Origin of the sequence: Roseococcus microcysteis (genome assembly GCF_014764365.1) — a bacterium.
GTDB lineage: Bacteria > Pseudomonadota > Alphaproteobacteria > Acetobacterales > Acetobacteraceae > Roseococcus > Roseococcus microcysteis.
This window is the reverse complement of sequence record NZ_CP061718.1, coordinates 3,278,828-3,295,449: the sequence shown is the minus strand read 5'-3', so window position 1 is coordinate 3,295,449 and position 16,622 is coordinate 3,278,828. Positions and strand designations below refer to the sequence as shown.

Sequence of the window (16,622 nt, the reverse complement as noted above, 5' to 3'; positions counted from 1 at the left end):
CGTAGGAGGCGCCTAACCTGCCCCTCGAGGAAACATCCACGAGAGGCACGCGATGAACGCGGACACCCAGCTTGCGCCCGCCCAGGTCGTGGACACCTGGCTGCGCCATTTCAACGCCGCCCTGGGGGACGAGGCGGCGCTGACCCCCCTCTTCCGCGAGGACGGCCATTGGCGCGACCTGCTGGCGCTCACCTGGGGCTTCGTCACCCATAGCGGGCGCGACGCCGCGCTGGCGGCACTCGCCCCCGCGCTGCGCAAGGCCGGCGCGCGGGGCTTCGCCATCGCCGAGGACCGCTGCCCGCCGCGGCGCGTGGAACGCGCGGGCGAGGCCTGCATCGAGGCCATCCTCCGCTTCGAGACCGATGTGGGCGAATGCGCCGGCGTGCTCCGCATCAAGGCCGCGGACGGCTTCGCCACCCCGCCCGCCGCCTGGACGCTGATGACCGCCCTGCACAGCCTGCGCGGCCATGACGAGGAGAGCGTGCGCCTCTCCCGCGAGGAACCCGCCTTCGAACGCGACTTCAAGGGCCCCAACTGGCTCGACAAGCGGCTGGAGGCGCGGCTCTACAAGGACCGCGACCCGGCCGTGCTGATCGTGGGCGGCGGCCATGCCGGGCTGGGGGCGGCGGCCAGCCTGAAGGCGCTGGGGGTGGAGGCGCTGGTCGTGGACCGCATGGCGCGCATCGGCGACAATTGGCGCCTGCGCTACCACGGGCTGAAGCTGCACAACTCGCTGGGCAGCAACCACATGCCCTACCTGCCCTTCCCGGACACCTGGCCCACCTACATCCCGAAGGACAAGATCGCGAACTGGCTGGAATTCTATGTCGAGGCGCTGGAACTCGACTTCTGGACCCGCACCAGCTTCGAGGGCGCCACATTCGACGAGGCGGCGCAGTGCTGGAACGCCACGCTGACGCTGGAGGACGGTTCCACCCGTGTCATGCGTCCGCGCCACATCATCATGGCCACCAGCGTCTCCAGCGTGCCCAAGCTGCCGGACATCCCCACACTCGGGAACTTCCAGGGCAAGGTGCTGCATTCCAGCCAGTTCAAGGATGGCGCGGAGTGGGAGGGAAGGCCCGTGATGGTGTTCGGCACCGGCACCAGCGCGCATGACATCACGCAGGACCTGCACGGCAATGGCGCGCAGGTGACGATGGTGCAGCGCAGCCCGACGCTGGTGACGAATGTGGAACCCGCCGCCCAGCTCTATGACGGCATCTACTACGGGCCCGGCCCGGCGCGGGAGGACCGTGACCTCATCAACACCTCCTTCCCGCTGCCGGTGATGAAGCGGGCGCACCAGATCCTCACCGCGAAATCGCGCGAGCTGGATGCGGAGCTGCTGTCGGGGCTGGAGCGCGTGGGCTTCCGCCTCGATTTCGGCGAGGACGACACCGGCTGGCCGCTGAAATACCGCACGCGCGGCGGCGGCTATTACTTCAACGTGGGCGCCTCCGAATTGCTGATCCGCGGCGAGGTGGGGCTGATCCAGTATCACGACATCCAGCACTTCGCGGCGGATGGCGTGGTGATGAAGGATGGGACGCGGCGCCCCGCGGAGCTGATCGTGCTCGCCACCGGCTACAAGGGGCATGAGCACATGGTGAACGCCTTCTTCGGGCCGGAGGTGGCGAAGCGCGTCGGCCAGGTCTGGGGCTTCGACATGGCGCGGCAGGAGCTGGCGAACATGTGGCACCGCACGCCGCAGCAGGGGCTGTGGTTCACGGGCGGCGCCTTCTCGCAGGTGCGGATGTATTCGCGCTACATCGCCTTGCAGATCAAGGCGCAGGAGCTGGGGCTGGTATAGGCCCCGGATTTTCTGGACTTTTCAGGCGCTTCGTGCCATCAGAAGCGCCTGAAGCCGCCTTCCGGCGCAGGACGGACCGCCCCGCGCGGTAAGATAGTAAGACTGTAAGATAGTAAGGCGGCCTTACCCGGGCCGCCCCACCTCAAGCGCTCAGTCGCGCTCCACACACATCGCCACACCCATGCCGCCGCCGATGCACAGCGTGGCCAGGCCCTTCTTCGCGTCCCGGCGCTGCATCTCGAACAGCAGGGTGGTCAGCACGCGGGCCCCAGAAGCGCCGATGGGGTGCCCCAGCGCGATCGCCCCGCCATTCACATTCACCTTGGACGTGTCCCAGCCCAAATCCTTGTTCACCGCGCAGGCCTGCGCCGCGAAGGCCTCGTTCGCCTCGATCAGGTCCAGGTCCGCCACCGTCCAGCCCGCCTTCTGCAAGGCCTTGCGCGAGGCCGGGATGGGCCCCGTGCCCATGATGGACGGGTCCACGCCGGCGGTGGCCCAGGAGACGATGCGCGCCATGGGCGTGATGCCGCGCTTCTTCGCTTCCTCGGCGCTCATCACCACCAGGGCGGCCGCGCCGTCATTGATGCCCGAGGCATTGCCGGCCGTGACCGTCCCATCCTTGGCGAAGGCGGCGCGCAGCTTGCCCAGCACTTCCAGCGTGGTGTCGGGCTTGGGGTACTCGTCCTCGCTCACCACCACCTCGCCCTTGCGGGTCTTGACCGTGACGGGCGCGATCTCGTCCTTGAAGCGGCCGGCCTTCATCGCCTCGCCCGCCTTGCGCTGGCTGTTGTAGGCGAACTCGTCCTGCTCCTGCCGCGTCAGCTGGAATTTCTGGGCCACGTTCTCGGCGGTGTTGCCCATGTGGTAGCCGTGGAACGCGTCCCACAGCCCGTCCTTGAGCATGGTGTCCACCAGCTCCAGGCTGCCCATCTTGGTGCCGCCGCGCATGTTGGCCGCGTGCGGCGCCTGGGACATGCTCTCCTGCCCGCCGGCGACGACGATGGTGGCATCGCCCGTCGCGATCTGCTGCGCGGCCAAGGCGACCGCCCGCAGGCCGGAGCCGCAAAGCTGGTTGATGCCGAAGGCGGTGCGCTCGACCGGGATGCCGGCGTTCACCGCGGCCTGGCGGGCCGGGTTCTGCCCGGCGCCGGCCGAGAGGATCTGGCCGAGGATCACCTCGTCCACATCATCGCCCGTGATGCCGGCGCGCGACAGCGCGGCCTCGATGGCGACCTTGCCAAGGTCATGCGCGGCCAGCCCCGCGAGGGCGCCGTTGAAGGCGCCGACAGGGGTGCGCGCGGCGGAAGCGATGACGATACCGGTCATGGGGGTGTCTCCTCGGTTGCCCGCAATGTCGCGCTTCGGGGGGTGCGGTGCAACAGGGCTGAAATGGCCGCACGGAACGGAAGCGGGGCCGCGGCGTTACATGCCCATGCCCTTTCCCCGCCCGCCCTTCCCCCGCGCCCTCCTGTCCCTGCGGCGCCTGGGCGGCGCTCTGGCCTTGCTGCCGCTGCTGGGCGCCTGCACGGGCTATGACCAGCTCTCCGGCGCCGCCGCCACGCTGAACCGGGAGGTGGCGACGCTGCAGGACGAGATGGTGCTGAAGAACATCCTGCGGCGGAGCGAGCACCGGCCGGCGCATTTCTCCGCCCTGCCGCTGATCCGGGGCCGCAACCGCATGAGCTATGGCGTGGGCCTCGCCCTGCCCCTTCCGGGCGGCGACCGGGGGCGGCGGCTGTTCGAGCCCGGCATGGAGGCCGAGACCGGCCCCGGCTTCGACTACGCCAGCCTGAACAATGAACAGTTCCTGGAAAGGCTGCGCCGCCCCCTCCGGCTGGACCGCCTGGCCCCGCTGATGCGCGACCGCGCGCGGCGGGAATTGCTGCTGACCGTCACGGTCGAGGAAATCCGGTGGCGCGGCCCGCTGGGCACCCGCCGCTACCACAATGACCCGCAGGACCCCGCGGCCTTCCAGGCATTCCAGCGGCAGCTCGAAGCGCTGATGGACCAGGGGCTGCGCAGCGAGGCCGCCGCCTGGGTGCGCACCGTCAGCCCGCCCTTCCAGCTGGATGACGCGCCGCCGCTGGGCGAACTTGCCGCCGCCGCGCGGGAGGGTATGACCACCGACCCCGTCCCCCGCCCGCCGGGCCTGGCGCGCCGGACCAATGGCGGCCCCTGGTACCAGATGCGCCGCACCGAGGAATTCCAGCGCTTCTGCTTCACCGAGCCGCGCGAGGCGCTGACCCGCCTCGCCCGCTGCGGCGACTGGGCCGGCCTGCGCCGGGCGGAATTCCCGCCGAATGACCCGCGCAGCTTCGGCGGCACCTCGCCCCTCACCTTCGAGGTGGATGCGGAGAACCGGCTGGAGATCGAGTTCCGCTCCCTGCTGGACGTGATGGATTATCTCGGCGCGCTGGTGCGGACGGAGCGCGAGGGCATCACCGCACCCCTGCAGGTCCGCAGCCCGAGCGGCGCGCGGGTGGCCCTGTTCCGGGTGCTGGAGGCCGGCCCCGGCATCGCCTCCGTGGCGGCCACGGAGGTGGATGGAAGGCGGATGGTGGTGCCGCGTGGCCCGGCGGGAGGCCGCTCGGCGGAGCTGTTCTCCTTCGTCACGCACATGGTCGGCGCGACGCAATCGGTGGGCGAGGTGCCCATCACCGGGGCGGTCTACAGCGACTGAGTCACGCGGGGGGAAGGGCGCGGATCCACCCCAGGAAGGGCCGCCACAGCGCGGCCTCGGCCCCCTGCCCGGCCACCATACCGATATGCCCAGCGGCGGCCTCATGCACCACGGCGCCGGGCATGGCGGCGGCCAGCGCCCCGGCCGAGGCCGGCGGCACGATGCGGTCCCGCGCCGGGATGGCCAGGAAGGCGGGCTTGCGCCAAGCCTGGGGCTCCACCGGCAGCCCCGCCACCGCCCATTCGCCGCGCGCGGGGGTGTTGGCGCCATACCAGCCGCCGATGGTCTCGCGCGCGACGGGCGCGGCCAGCGGCACGCCATCATTCAACCAATCCTCCAGCGCCACGAAGCGGCGGGCGCGGGGGCCGGCGGGGTCGAGGCGGCCGAAGGCGCGGAACTTCTCCGCGACGCCATAGGGGTCGAGCAGGGCGAACATGGCCTGCAAGGCGTCCACCGGCACGGTGCCCGTGGCCTCCATGACGGGCTCCAGGCCCGGCAGCAGCTTCGCCAGCCGCGCGGCCCCCGGGTCCACATGGAAATCCCAGGGTGTCGCGAGCAGGGCCAGCGCCCGCACCCGCCCGGGCTGGCGCAGCGCGGCGGCCAGCGCCAGCAGCCCGCCCATGCAATAGCCGGCCAGCACCACGCCCTCGGGCGCCGCCAGCAGGGCGCGTTCCAGCCGGCCGGCGATGTGGTCGGTCAGCGTGAAGCGGCGTTCCAGCGCGCCGGGCCAGCCCCAGTCCAGCAGCAGCGGCCGCACACCCTGGGCGCGCAGGAAGCGCAGGAAGGAGGCGCCCTCGTCCAGATCCAGCACATAGGCGCGGTTCACCAGCGAGGGCACGAAGAGCACCGGCGGCCCGGCCCCGCCATAATCCAACAGCCGCGCCGCGCCCTCGCGCCAGATCACTGGCGGCTCCTCCAGCCGGCGCTGGTGCGGGTGGCGGCGATAGGCGGCCAAACCCTTCAGCAGCGCCGCATCGGCCCGCCACAGCCGCCGCAGCACCGCGGCGTGGAACTGTTCACCCGCGAGAGGGTTTCCGCCTTGCCGCAGCGCGTCGAGCGCGCGGCCGATCCGCGCCGCCTCCGCCCTTCCCTCCCTCGATCGAGGCCAGGCGGCGTTCCAGCTCATCGAGCCTTGCGCGGAGGGCGGCGGCATCATCAGCGCGCTCAGCCCCCGGGCCTGGCTCAGCAGCAGGTGCAGTGGCAGGGGGCGCGGGCCGCGGCGCCTCGGGCCGTGCGGGCCGTTCACGCGGGGGCCAGGCGGCCGCGGTCGCGGCTTGCGCCCGCCAGAAGGCGGCCATGAGGGCGATGCCCGCGGCCCAGGCCTCGGCCAGCTCGGTGTCCTGGGCGAGCGCCGTCACCTCGCTCTCCCAGAGCGTGATCCAGTCGGCGGCAAGCTGGTCGAGTGGGTCGGGCGGCTCCATTCATGCCTTTAACGCTTCAGCCGGCGCACAAGCCAGGGGCGGCAGAGACTTATCGCATCCCGGGCCGCGCGTGCTAGAGTTGCGGCCGCAACAAAGCCCGAACGGGGAACGTCACATGTCCGACGAGAGCGCCGCCAGCAAGCCGTCCAAACCCCCGGTGGTGGTGAAGAAGTATGCGAACCGGCGGCTCTACAACACGGAAAGCAGCAGCTACGTCACGCTGGACGACCTGGCGCAGATGGTCCGCCAGGGGCGGGATTTCGTGGTCTATGACGCGAAATCGGGCGACGACATCACCCGCGGCGTGCTGACGCAGATCATCGTGGAGGAGGAGGCGAAGGGCAGCCACTTGCTGCCCGAAAGCTTCCTGCGACAGCTCATCGGCTTCTATGGCGACAGCCTGCAGGGCGTGGTGCCGCGCTACCTGGAAATGACCATGCAGGGCTTCGCCCGCCAGCAGGAGGAGATGCGCCGCGGCGTGCAGGAGGCCTTCCGGCCCTTCACGCTGGAGGAGATCAGCAGCCGCAACATCGCGATGATGGAACGCGCGATGAACCTGTTCAGCCCCTTCCCCGGCCGCAGCGAGATCGAGGCGCTGAAGGCCGAGAACGCCAAGCTCAAGGAGGAGCTGGGCAAGCTCAAGGCCAAGGTCTGACCGGGCCGCCTGAATGCCCATCAACTCAGTAGGAATTATATCGACGCCAGGACGCCAGCACCGTTAATCTCCCCGCCCCACCAGACACAGGGAGAGTTCCATGCCTGACAGCCTGCCCCCCGTGGCGGCCGAGCCGGTGAATATCGAGCCTCCCCTCTCCGCGCTCGATGCCCTGCTCACCCCCGCCGAGACCCTCTTCGTCCGCAACAACGGCACCGTGCCGGAGAACCTGCCGGGCTGGACGCTTTCCGTCACCGGCCTCGTCGCGCGCGAGCTGGCCCTGACGCCCGAGGCGCTGCGCGCCCGCTTCCCCACCGTCGAGATCGTCTCCGTGCTGGAATGCGCGGGCAATAACCGCAGCGCCATCACCCCCGCCGTGGACGGGCAGCCCTGGGGCCCGGGCGCCGTGGGCTGCGCGCGCTGGACGGGCGTGCGGTTGGCCGATGTGCTGGAAGCCGCCGGCGTCTCGCCCCGCGCCGTCTATGTGGGCTTCCGCAGCCCGGACCATGTCATCGGCAAGCCCGGCGTGGAGGCGCTGTCGCGCGGGCTGCCGCTGGCCAAGGCGCTCTCGCCCGAGACGCTGATCGCCTTCGGGATGAATGGCGCGCCGCTGACCGCGCTGCATGGCGCGCCGCTGCGCATCGTGGCCCCCGGCTTCCCGGGCTCGGCCTGGCAGAAATGGCTGCGTGAGATCGTCGTGCTGGACCGCGAGCATGACGGCGCGAAGATGACGGGCCTCGATTACCGCATGCCGCGCCGCCCGCTCCGCCCCGGCGAGGACCCCGCCGGCACGGAATTCGACGTGATCACCGACATGCCGGTGAAGAGCCTGATCACCGCGCCGCTGGAAGGTTTTTCCGCCCTCGGCCCCGTGGCCATTCGCGGCTTCGCCTGGAGCGGCCATGTGCCGCTGGCGAAGGTGGAGGTCTCGGCCAATGGCGGCGCCACCTGGCACCATGCGCGGCTGGAGGTGGGGGCCTCGCCCTGGGCCTGGCGGCGCTTCACGGCGGAGCTGGCCCTGCCCCCGGGCCCCGTGACGCTGATGGCGCGCGCCACCGACATGGCCGGCAAGAGCCAGCCCATGGACCCGCCCTGGAATCCGCGCGGCTACCTCAACAACGCGGTGCAGCGGGTGGTGGGGGTCGTGGCGGGCTGAAGGCCCGCTGCGCCAGAGATGGGTCCGGCGGGCTGAAAGCCCGCTGCGCCGGCTAAGTGGCGGCGGGCTGGAACACCGTCGCTTCGCCCTCCGCCGCCAGTTGCGCGAGGCTGGTCCCGTCCAGGATCCGCGCCGTCGCGTCCCGCACCTGGCGCATCAGCGCCCGGATTTCGCAGCTGGGCGGATCGGGGCAATCGGCGCAGGGCTGGTAGGCGGTGAGGCTGGCGCAGGGGATGGGCGCCAGCGGCCCGTCCAGCGCGCGGATCACCTCCGAGACGGGAATCTCCGCGGCCGGGCGCGCCAGCGCATAGCCCCCCGCCTTGCCGCGCCGGCTGGTCAGGAAACCCTGCCGCCGCAGGTCGAGCAGGATGGCCTCCAGGAATTTCTGCGGGATATGCCCGCGCTCGGCCAATTCATGGATGGGCAGGATGGGGCGCCCCGTGGTGTCGGCGGCCAGGATGCACATGGCCCGCAGCCCGTATTTCGCCCGCTGCGTCAGCATGCCGCACCCCCTTCCCCGGCCCTCCGGGCAGATCGCGCAGGGCTGGAACCGCCATGGCGCGACGCTGCCCGGGATGATGTCAGGCCATCAGCATCCCGCCATTGACGTGCAGCGTGGTGCCCGTGACCCAGGCGGCCTCGTCCGAGGCCAGGTAGACCACGGCGGAGGCCACGTCCTTCGCCTCGCCCATGCGGGCCAGCGGGATGCGCGAGAGCAGGGTGGTCTTCTGCGTCTCGTTCAGCTTGTCGGTCATGGGCGTGGCCACGAAGCCGGGGGCCACGATGTTCACCGTGACGCCGCGCGGGGCGACTTCCTGCGCCAGCGCCTTGCTCATGCCGATGAGGCCGGCCTTGGCGGCGGCGTAGTTCGCCTGGCCCGCATTGCCCGTGACACCCACGATGGAGGCGATGGAGACGATGCGCCCCGTCCGCCGCTTCATCATGCCGCGGAGTGCGGCGCGCGCCAGGCGGAAGGGGGCGTTGAGGTCCACCTCGAGAACGGCTTTCCAATCCTCATCGCCCATCCGCAGCGCCAGCATGTCGCGCGTGAAGCCGGCATTGTTCACCAGGATGTCGAGCTTGCCATGCGCGGCCTCGATGCCCTCCACGAGTGCCGCGGGCGCCGCGGGGTCGTTGAGGTCGGCGGGCATGACGCTGGCGCGGTCACCCAGTTCGTCGGCGACGGCCTTCAGCTCCGCCTCGCGCCTTCCGGTCAGCACCACATGGGCGCCCTGGGCGTGCAGCGCGCGGGCAATGCCCACCCCGATGCCCGAGCTGGCGCCGGTGACGAGGGCGATCTTGCCGTCAAGCTGGAACATGCGTCTCTCCGTCGAGGCGTTTCATCATGAAGTAGCGCGAATGGCCCGGCGGGTTGTCGGGCAGGGTGCCAAAGAGGGTGTAGCCCTGCTTCTCGTAGAAGGGCCGCGCCTGGAAGCTGAGCGTGTCGAGATAGACGCCCACGCAGCCGCGCGCGCGGGCTTCCTCCTCCGCGCGGCGCAGCAGTTGGGCGCCCAGGCCCCCGCGCCGGAGGTCTTCCGGCAAGTAGAACATCACGACATGCAGCCAGGCGGCGTAGCAATGGCCGTGGATGCCGCCCGCCGGCGCGTCCTCTCCGTCGCGGAAGACCATCAGCCGCAGCGGCTTGTAGCCATGCGGGCCGATGAAGGGGCCATTGAAGGCCACGAAGCCCTCGTAGAGCACGTCCTCCAGCGGCGTCTTTTCCTCCTCGGAGACTTCGATCCGCATGTCAGAGGGTCTTCGCGAAGGCTTCGATGTCGGCGGGCGTGCTGACGGCCATGGCGCTGGCCTCGGGCGCGTTGCGCTTCATCAGCCCGGTCAGCACCTTGCCCGCGCCGACCTCGACGAAGCGGGTGCAGCCGGCGGCGGCCATGGCGGCCACGCATTCGCGCCAGCGCACCGTGCCCGTCACCTGGCGCACCAGCAATTCGCGGATGGCCTCGGGGTCGCTGACCGGCGCGGCGGTCACGTTGGCCACCACGGGCACGGCGGGATGGGCCATGCGCGCCTTGGACAGCGCATCGGCCATCACCTCGGCGGCCGGGGCCATCATGGCGCAGTGGAAGGGGGCGGAGACGGGCAGCAGCATGGCGCGCTTGATGCCGGCGGCCTTGGCAGCCTCGATGGCGCGTTCCACGGCGGGTTTGGCCCCCGAGACGACCACCTGCCCGCCGCCATTGTCATTGGCGACCTCGACCACTTCACCCTGCGCGACTTCGGCGCAGATGGCCCGCGCCTGCTCGGCCTCGGCGCCCAGCAGAGCGGCCATGGCGCCCTCGCCGGGGGGCACGGCCTGCTGCATCGCGTCGCCGCGCACGCGCAGCAGGCGGGCGGCGGTGGGCAGGTCGAAGCTGCCGGCGGCCGTCAACGCGCTGTATTCGCCCAAGGAATGCCCCGCCACCAGCGCCACGCGCCGCCCCAGGTCGAAGCCCGCCTCCGTGGCCAGCACCCGCACCACGGCGAGCGAGACGGCCATCAGCGCCGGCTGGGCATTGGCGGTGAGGGTGAGTTCCTCGGCCGGGCCTTCGAACATCAGGCGGGAGAGGCGCTGGCTCAGCGCGTCATCCACCTCCTGGAAGGTGTGGCGGGCGATGGGGAAGGCATCGGCCAGGTCGCGGCCCATGCCCGGGGCCTGGCTGCCCTGGCCGGGGAAGACGAAGGCGAGTGACATTTTTGTTCCGTGCGTTTGGCGGGATTGCCATTGCGCCACGGCGCGCGCCTGTCAACGCCTTACAGTGGATTCACGCATCCATCTTCAAGGCGGCGATGAAGGCGCTCTGCGGGATTTCGACCTTCCCGAACTGGCGCATCTTCTTCTTGCCTTCCTTCTGCTTGTCCAACAGCTTGCGTTTGCGGCTGATGTCGCCGCCATAGCACTTGGCCGTCACGTCCTTGGACAGGGCGCTGATGGTCTCGCGCGCGATCACGCGCCCGCCAATGGCCGCCTGGATGGGGATCTTGAAGAGCTGGCGGGGAATCAGCTCCTTCAGCTTCTCGCAGATCTGCCGGCCGCGTTTGTCGGCCGCACTCCGGTGCGCCATGAAGGACAGCGCATCCACCGGCTCGTTGTTCACGAGAATGCTGATCTTCACGAGATCGCTCTCGGCATAGCCGTCCATCACGTAGTCGAAGCTGGCATAGCCGCGGCTGACCGACTTCAGCCGGTCGTAGAAGTCGAACACCACCTCGTTCAGCGGCAGGCGATAGACGGCCATGGCGCGGGTGCCGACATAGGTCAGCTCCACCTGCTGGCCGCGGCGTTCGTTGCACAGCGTCAGGATGGCGCCCAGGTGTTCATCGGGCACGAAGACCGTGGCCTTGATCCAGGGCTCCTCGATGGCCGCGATGCGGGTCGGGTCGGGCATGTCGGCGGGGTTGTGGAGTTCCTCCACCTCGCCGCTGTTCATGCGCAGCTTGTAGACCACGCTGGGCGCCGTCGCGATGAGTTCCAGGTTGAACTCGCGCGAGAGGCGTTCCTGAATGATCTCCAGATGCAGCAGCCCCAGGAAGCCGCAACGATAGCCGAGGCCGAGCGCGAGCGACGTCTCCTGCTCATAGTGGAAGCTGCTGTCGTTCAGGCGCAGCTTGCCCAGCGCGTCGCGCAGCTTGTCGAAATCATCGGCGTCCACGGGGTAGAGGCCGCACCACACCACCGGGATGCTGTCCTTGAAGCCGGGCAGCGCCTCGGCCGCGGGGGTGCGGTCATCGGTGATGGTGTCGCCCACCTTGGTGTCGGCCACGGTCTTCATGGCGGCCGTCAGGTAGCCCATCTCGCCCGGACCCAGGCTGTCCACCGGCACCATCTTCGGCGTGAAGACGCCCACCTGGTCCACCGTGTAGGTGGCGCCATTGGACATCATGCGGATCTTCTGGCCCTTCTTCAGGTGGCCATCCTTGATCCGCACCAGGATGACGACGCCGAGATAGCTGTCATACCAGCTGTCCACCAGCAGCGCCTTGGTCGGCGCCTTGGCGTCACCGGTGGGCGGCGGCAGGCGCGTTACGATGGCCTCCAGCACGCCCTCGATGTTGAGGCCGGTCTTGGCGGAAATCTCCACCGCCTCGCTGGCGTCGAGGCCGATCACATCCTCGATCTGCTGCTTCACCCGCTCGGGTTCGGCCGCCGGCAGGTCGATCTTGTTAAGGACCGGGACGATCTCGTGGTTGGCATCAATGGCCTGGTAGACATTCGCCAGCGTCTGCGCCTCGACGCCCTGCGAGGCGTCCACCACCAGCAGCGAGCCCTCGCAGGCGGCCAGCGAACGCGACACCTCATAGGCGAAGTCCACATGGCCCGGCGTGTCCATGAGGTTCAGCACATAGGTCTCGCCATCCTTGGCCTTGTAGTGGATGCGGACGGTCTGGGCCTTGATGGTGATGCCGCGCTCGCGCTCGATGTCCATGCTGTCGAGCATCTGTTCCTTCATGTCGCGCAGCGCCACGGTGCCGGTGGACTGGATCAGCCGGTCGGCGAGCGTGGACTTGCCGTGGTCGATGTGCGCCACGATGGAGAAGTTACGAATGCGGTTCAGCGGGGTATCGGTCATGGGGGCCCGGTCTGGCGGCGCCCGGATGATGCCGGGCGCGGTGGGTTCGGGATGGACATAGGCCAGACCGCCCGGAAGTCAAAGCGCGGAGGTGACGAAGCGGCCCGTGGCGGCGAAGCTGGCCCCTTCCCGCAACCGGAGACCCCCATGCCCAAGCGCGCCATCACCTCCGACAAGGTGTTCAAGTCCCGCCTGCCCTTCGCCCAGGCCACGGTCGCGGGCGGCTTCATGTTCGTCTGCTGCGTGGGCACCAACCGCGAGGGGAAGTACGCCCTGGGCGACGCCCGCGCCCAGACCCAGCAATGCATCGACAACATCCGCGCCCTGATCGAGGAGGCGGGCGGGGCGCTCGCCGACGTGGTGAAATGCACCGTCTATGTGACGGGCCGCGAGCATTGGGCGCCGATGAACGAGGTCTATTTCGCCAATTTCGCGGAGGACCCGCCGCACCGCGTCTCCTGCATCGTGGCTGGCCTCGGTTCGCCCGATTGCCTGGTGGAGATTGATGCGACGGCCTATCTGGGCGAGGCCTAGCGCGCAGGGTTGGTGTGGCGGCTGCGCGCCGGAACAGGCTGAGGCAGCAGGGGCGCCAGCCGCAGCATGGCAAAGGCCCCCAGCAGCGGCCCCGCCGCCAGCACGGCAAACGCCCCGCCCCAGCCCAGCGCCGGCACGGCCCAGGCCATCATCTGGATCACCGGCACGGTCAGCAGGAAGCCCAGGCAGGTCTGCACCGTCAGCATGGTGCCGACCAGTTCGGGCGGGGCGCAGAGGCTGGTGCAGGCGCTGAACTGCGCCGAATCCGCCACCACGAAGACGCCCCACACGAAGACCAGCCCCAGCGTTAGCGGCAGGAAGAGACCCGCCATGCTGCCCGCCAGCAAGGCGCAGCCGCCGCTGATGAGCATGGCGAGTGCGGCCATCCGTGCCCGGTTGAAGCGGTCCGCCAGCGCACCCAGCCCCACGCAGCCGATGGCGCCGGCGCCCACCACCAGCGTGGTCCAAACGCCGGCATCGCCCGGCACGCCCTGCTGCGCAAGGAACAGCCCCACCCAGGCCCACATGGCATAGAGCTCCCACATGTGGCCGAGATAGCCGGCATTGGCCAGGCGCAGCCGCCGGTCGGTGAAGGCCAGCAGCACGGCGCGCGGGTTGAAGGGTGGGCGGTTGGCCTGGTTGGGGCCCTCGCGGAAGGGCAGCACCAACACGCCGCCCAGCGCCGCCAGCCCGCCCGAGGCCATATAGACCGCCAGCGGGTCCAGCCCGCCCAGCAGCGCCGGCAGCGCGTGCGGCGCCGCCGAACCCAGCGTCAGCGCCCCCACCACGATGCCGATGAGCAGCCCCAGATCGCCTTGCGCCCAGCCCGAAGCGAGCTTCATCCCCACCGGATAGACCCCCGCCATGGCCGCCCCGGCCACGAAGCGCAGCGCATAGGCCGCGGGCCCGGCCGGCGGCAGGAAGGCCTGCGCCGCCGTCGCCGCCCCCGCCAGCAGGGCGGAGGCCAGGAACAGCCGCCGCGCCGGCAGCCGGTCGGCCAACGAGAGCAGGGCTGAAATAAGCGTCCCCGCCACGAAGCCCAGCTGCACCGCCGCCGTCAGCCAGCCCGCCTGCGCCCCCGTGATGGCGCCCGAGGCGAGCAAGGGCGGCACCGTCGCCGCCCCCGCGAACCACACCGCCGGCGCCAGCATGATCGCCAGCGCCAGCAAGGTGAGGTTCCGGGCCTTCATCCCCGCAGGACCGCGCCTGTCGCCTTGGCCACCGCCGCCACGACCTTCTGGCAGATGGCCTCGATGTCGGCGTCGGTGAGCGTCTTGTCGCGGGGTTGCAGCGTGACCTCGATGGCGAGGCTCACCTTGCCCTCGGGCAGGTTCGGCCCGGCATAGCGGTCGAACAGCACCACATCGCTGATCAGCGCGCGTTCGGCGCCCTGGGCCGCGCGCAGCAGCTTCTCGGCCGGGACGGTCGCGTCCAGCAGGAAGGCGAAATCCCGCCGCACGGGCTGCAGGGCGGAGAGTTCCGGCGCCGATTTCTTGCGCCGCTTGGGCTCGGGGATGGCGTCGAGGAACAGCTCGAAGCCCACCGTGTTGCGCGGCAGGTCCAGCGCCTCGCAGAGCCGCGGGTGCAACTGCCCGAACTGCGCCAGCACCAGCTTCGGCCCCTGCCGCAGCACGCCCGAGCGGCCGGGGTGGTAATGCGCGGGCGCCTCGGTGGTGGTCTGGAGGGCGGCCATGGGCACGCCCAGCGCCTCCAGCAGCGCCACCGCATCGCCCTTGGCGTCGAAGACGTCCAGCTCGCGCGCGGGCGCGGCCCAGCTGGCCGGGGTGCGCCCGGCGCGCAGGCCGACCGCCATGGCCATCTGCCCGGCAGGCGTGGTGTCGCGATAGCCGCCGCCCAGCTCACACAGCGCCACATCCGCGAAGCCCCGCGCGGCGTTGCGCGCGGCGGCCAGCGCCAGCGAGGCCAGCGGCGTGGGCCGCATCTGGTCGAGGTCGGAGGCGATGGGATTTTCCAGCCGCAGCGCCTCCGGCGTTTCCCCGAACATCGCGGCGATGCGCTGCTCGATGAAGCCATAGGTCACGCATTCCTGCAGGCCCCGCGCCGCCAGCACGCGCCGCGCCAGCGCCGCCCTGCCCTGCTTCGCGTCCAGCGAGGGTGCGGGCACGGGCGAGGCCACAGGCAGGGACACGGCCGGCACGGCATCGAGCCCGCCCAACCGCAGCACCTCCTCCACCAGGTCGCACTCGGCTTCCACCGCGGCGCAGCCCTCGGCGGCGGTGGCGGCGCGGGCAGCGTCGAGCCCCGGGTCCTGGTCCAGATGGATGGCGGCCGCGATGTCGTTGCGCCAAGGCGGCACGGCGACCGTGATCGCCGCGTCATCGGCCGATTGCAGCACGAAGCCGAGGCGCGTCAGCCGCGTCACCGCCTCGTCGAGCGGGAGGTCGAGGCCGCCCAGCCCGGCCAGCCGTTCCAGCCGCAGCGTGGCGTTGCGTTCCCAGGCGGGCGGCGTGCCGGCTTCGCTGACGGTGGAGGGTTCGCCGCCGCAGAGTTCCAGGATCATGGCCGTGGCCGCGTCCAGCGCGCCGGGCAGCAGCGAGGGGTCAATGCCGCGCTCGAACCGCGCGCGGGCATCGGTGAAGACGTTGTGCCGCCGGCCCGACAGCGCCACGCGCACCGGGTCGAACAGCGCGCATTCGATGAAGCATTCGGTGGTGGTCTCGTCGCAGCCCGAAGGCTCGCCGCCCACGATGCCGCCCAGCGCCTCGGGGCCATGGGCATCCGCGATCACGCCATCCTCGGGCGTCAGCGCGTAGGTCTTGCCGTTCAGCGCGGCCAGCTCCTCGCCCTCGCGTGCCATGCGCATGGCGAGCGTGTTCCCCTTTACCTTCGCCACGTCGAAGACATGCAGCGGGCGGCCGATGTCGAAGGTGAAGAAGTTCGTGATGTCCACCAGCGCCGAGATGGGGCGCAGGCCGATGGCGCGCAGGCGGTCCTGCAGCCATTGTGGGCTGGGGCCGTTCTTCACGCCGCGCACGGCGCGGCCCATTACCCAGGTGCAGGCGCGCTTGTCCTCGATGGTCCAGCGCAGCGGGGTTTCGTAGGCCGGGGTGATGGCGGGGGGCACGCGGGGGTGCAGCGTGCCGAGGCCAGCCGCCGCCAGGTCGCGCGCCACGCCGCGCACGGAGAGCGCATCGCCGCGGTTGGGCGTGACCTTCACCTCGATGATCGGGTCGTCCAGCCCGGCCCAGGCGACGTAGCTGCTGCCCACCGGCGCGTCGGGCGGCAGGTCCACGATGCCGTCATGGTCCTCGCCCAGGCCCATTTCGCGGGCGGAGAGCATCATGGCCTCGCTCTTCACGCCGCGGATTTCGCCGGCCTTGAGCGTGATGCCGGTGCCGGGGATGAAGGCGCCGGGAAGTGCCGCCACGCCCACCATGCCCGTGCGCGCATTGGGCGCGCCGCAGACGACGGACAGCTCACGCCCATCGCCCACATCCACGCGCAGCGCGCGCAGCCGGTCGGCATTGGGGTGGGGTGCGGCTTCGATCACGCGGGCGATGCGGAAATGGGCGAGGGCCGCGCCGCGATCTTCCACGCCCTCCACCTCGATGCCGATGGCGGAAAGGGTGGTGGTGATCTCGTCCAGCGTGGCGGTGGTGGCGAGGTGTTCCCGGAGCCAGCTCAAGGGAAACTTCATGGGATGAGTTCCACGTCAGAAGAATGCGGCCGCACGGCGGTCGCCGCCGCCCAACCGACCGTGACCGCAGATGCGCCCGTGGCGCGGCGAAAGCCAAGCGCGCGGATGCGCGCGCCCGGCGCTTGAGGGCACGAAAAACG

The 16,622-nt window shown here is 70.7% G+C and carries 14 protein-coding genes; 5 read left to right on the top strand and 9 right to left on the bottom strand.

Features of this window, described 5'->3' with window-relative positions:
* Positions 1–52: 52 nt before the first annotated feature.
* Complete coding sequence (locus ICW72_RS15880) at positions 53–1,813, top strand: NAD(P)-binding domain-containing protein (RefSeq protein WP_191083601.1); 1,761 nt, start codon at positions 53–55, stop codon at positions 1,811–1,813.
* 150 nt (positions 1,814–1,963) lie between these two features.
* On the opposite strand, the gene ICW72_RS15875 is transcribed toward ICW72_RS15880, so the two are convergent.
* On the bottom strand, positions 1,964–3,139 hold the full coding sequence (locus ICW72_RS15875; RefSeq protein WP_191083600.1) for an acetyl-CoA C-acetyltransferase: 1,176 nt from the start codon (positions 3,137–3,139) through the stop codon (positions 1,964–1,966).
* Positions 3,140–3,245: 106 nt separating this feature from the next.
* Here ICW72_RS15875 and ICW72_RS15870 point away from each other — a divergent pair, with 106 nt between their 5' ends.
* On the top strand, positions 3,246–4,493 hold the full coding sequence (locus tag ICW72_RS15870) for a hypothetical protein (RefSeq protein ID WP_191083599.1): 1,248 nt from the start codon (positions 3,246–3,248) through the stop codon (positions 4,491–4,493).
* Between the two features lies 1 nt (position 4,494).
* On the opposite strand, the gene ICW72_RS15865 is transcribed toward ICW72_RS15870, so the two are convergent.
* Positions 4,495–5,739: an alpha/beta fold hydrolase gene (locus tag ICW72_RS15865; RefSeq protein WP_223880631.1), complete on the bottom strand. Its 1,245-nt coding sequence runs from the start codon at positions 5,737–5,739 to the stop codon at positions 4,495–4,497.
* Between the two features lie 290 nt (positions 5,740–6,029).
* On the opposite strand from ICW72_RS15865, the gene phaR reads away from it, so the two are divergent.
* Positions 6,030–6,569 carry a polyhydroxyalkanoate synthesis repressor PhaR gene (gene phaR / locus ICW72_RS15860; RefSeq protein WP_191083598.1) on the top strand — a complete coding sequence of 180 codons (540 nt, stop codon included), beginning with the start codon at positions 6,030–6,032 and terminating at the stop codon, positions 6,567–6,569.
* 100 nt (positions 6,570–6,669) lie between these two features.
* Positions 6,670–7,725, top strand: coding sequence for a sulfite oxidase (locus ICW72_RS15855; protein WP_191083597.1), 1,056 nt, complete (start codon positions 6,670–6,672; stop codon positions 7,723–7,725).
* Positions 7,726–7,777: 52 nt separating this feature from the next.
* On the opposite strand, the gene ICW72_RS15850 is transcribed toward ICW72_RS15855, so the two are convergent.
* From ICW72_RS15850 to lepA, 5 genes are all read right to left on the bottom strand, one after another.
* Positions 7,778–8,227: an RrF2 family transcriptional regulator gene (locus tag ICW72_RS15850; protein ID WP_191083596.1), complete on the bottom strand. Its 450-nt coding sequence runs from the start codon at positions 8,225–8,227 to the stop codon at positions 7,778–7,780.
* Positions 8,228–8,306: 79 nt separating this feature from the next.
* Complete coding sequence (gene fabG, locus ICW72_RS15845; protein ID WP_191083595.1) at positions 8,307–9,044, bottom strand: 3-oxoacyl-[acyl-carrier-protein] reductase; 738 nt, start codon at positions 9,042–9,044, stop codon at positions 8,307–8,309.
* Positions 9,031–9,471, bottom strand: coding sequence for a GNAT family N-acetyltransferase (locus ICW72_RS15840; protein ID WP_191083594.1), 441 nt, complete (start codon positions 9,469–9,471; stop codon positions 9,031–9,033). Before ICW72_RS15840 ends, fabG begins: the two co-directional genes overlap by 14 nt.
* A gap of 1 nt (position 9,472) precedes the next feature.
* Complete coding sequence (gene fabD, locus ICW72_RS15835) at positions 9,473–10,414, bottom strand: ACP S-malonyltransferase (RefSeq protein WP_191083593.1); 942 nt, start codon at positions 10,412–10,414, stop codon at positions 9,473–9,475.
* 70 nt (positions 10,415–10,484) lie between these two features.
* Positions 10,485–12,290, bottom strand: coding sequence for a translation elongation factor 4 (gene lepA, locus ICW72_RS15830; protein WP_191083592.1), 1,806 nt, complete (start codon positions 12,288–12,290; stop codon positions 10,485–10,487).
* Between the two features lie 147 nt (positions 12,291–12,437).
* Between lepA and ICW72_RS15825 the strand changes: the two genes are divergently transcribed.
* A complete protein-coding gene (locus tag ICW72_RS15825; protein ID WP_191083591.1) occupies positions 12,438–12,824 on the top strand; it encodes a RidA family protein in 387 nt (128 codons plus the stop codon).
* Here ICW72_RS15825 and ICW72_RS15820 read toward each other — a convergent pair.
* The gene (locus ICW72_RS15820; RefSeq protein WP_191083590.1) at positions 12,821–14,014 is read right to left on the bottom strand and encodes an MFS transporter; all 1,194 of its coding nucleotides are present in this window, start codon (positions 14,012–14,014) and stop codon (positions 12,821–12,823) included. The two genes, ICW72_RS15825 and ICW72_RS15820, sit on opposite strands and share 4 nt — an antisense overlap.
* Positions 14,011–16,482: a phenylalanine--tRNA ligase subunit beta gene (gene pheT, locus ICW72_RS15815; protein ID WP_191083589.1), complete on the bottom strand. Its 2,472-nt coding sequence runs from the start codon at positions 16,480–16,482 to the stop codon at positions 14,011–14,013. The genes ICW72_RS15820 and pheT overlap by 4 nt, the downstream gene beginning before the upstream one ends.
* Between the last annotated feature and the right edge of the window lie 140 nt (positions 16,483–16,622).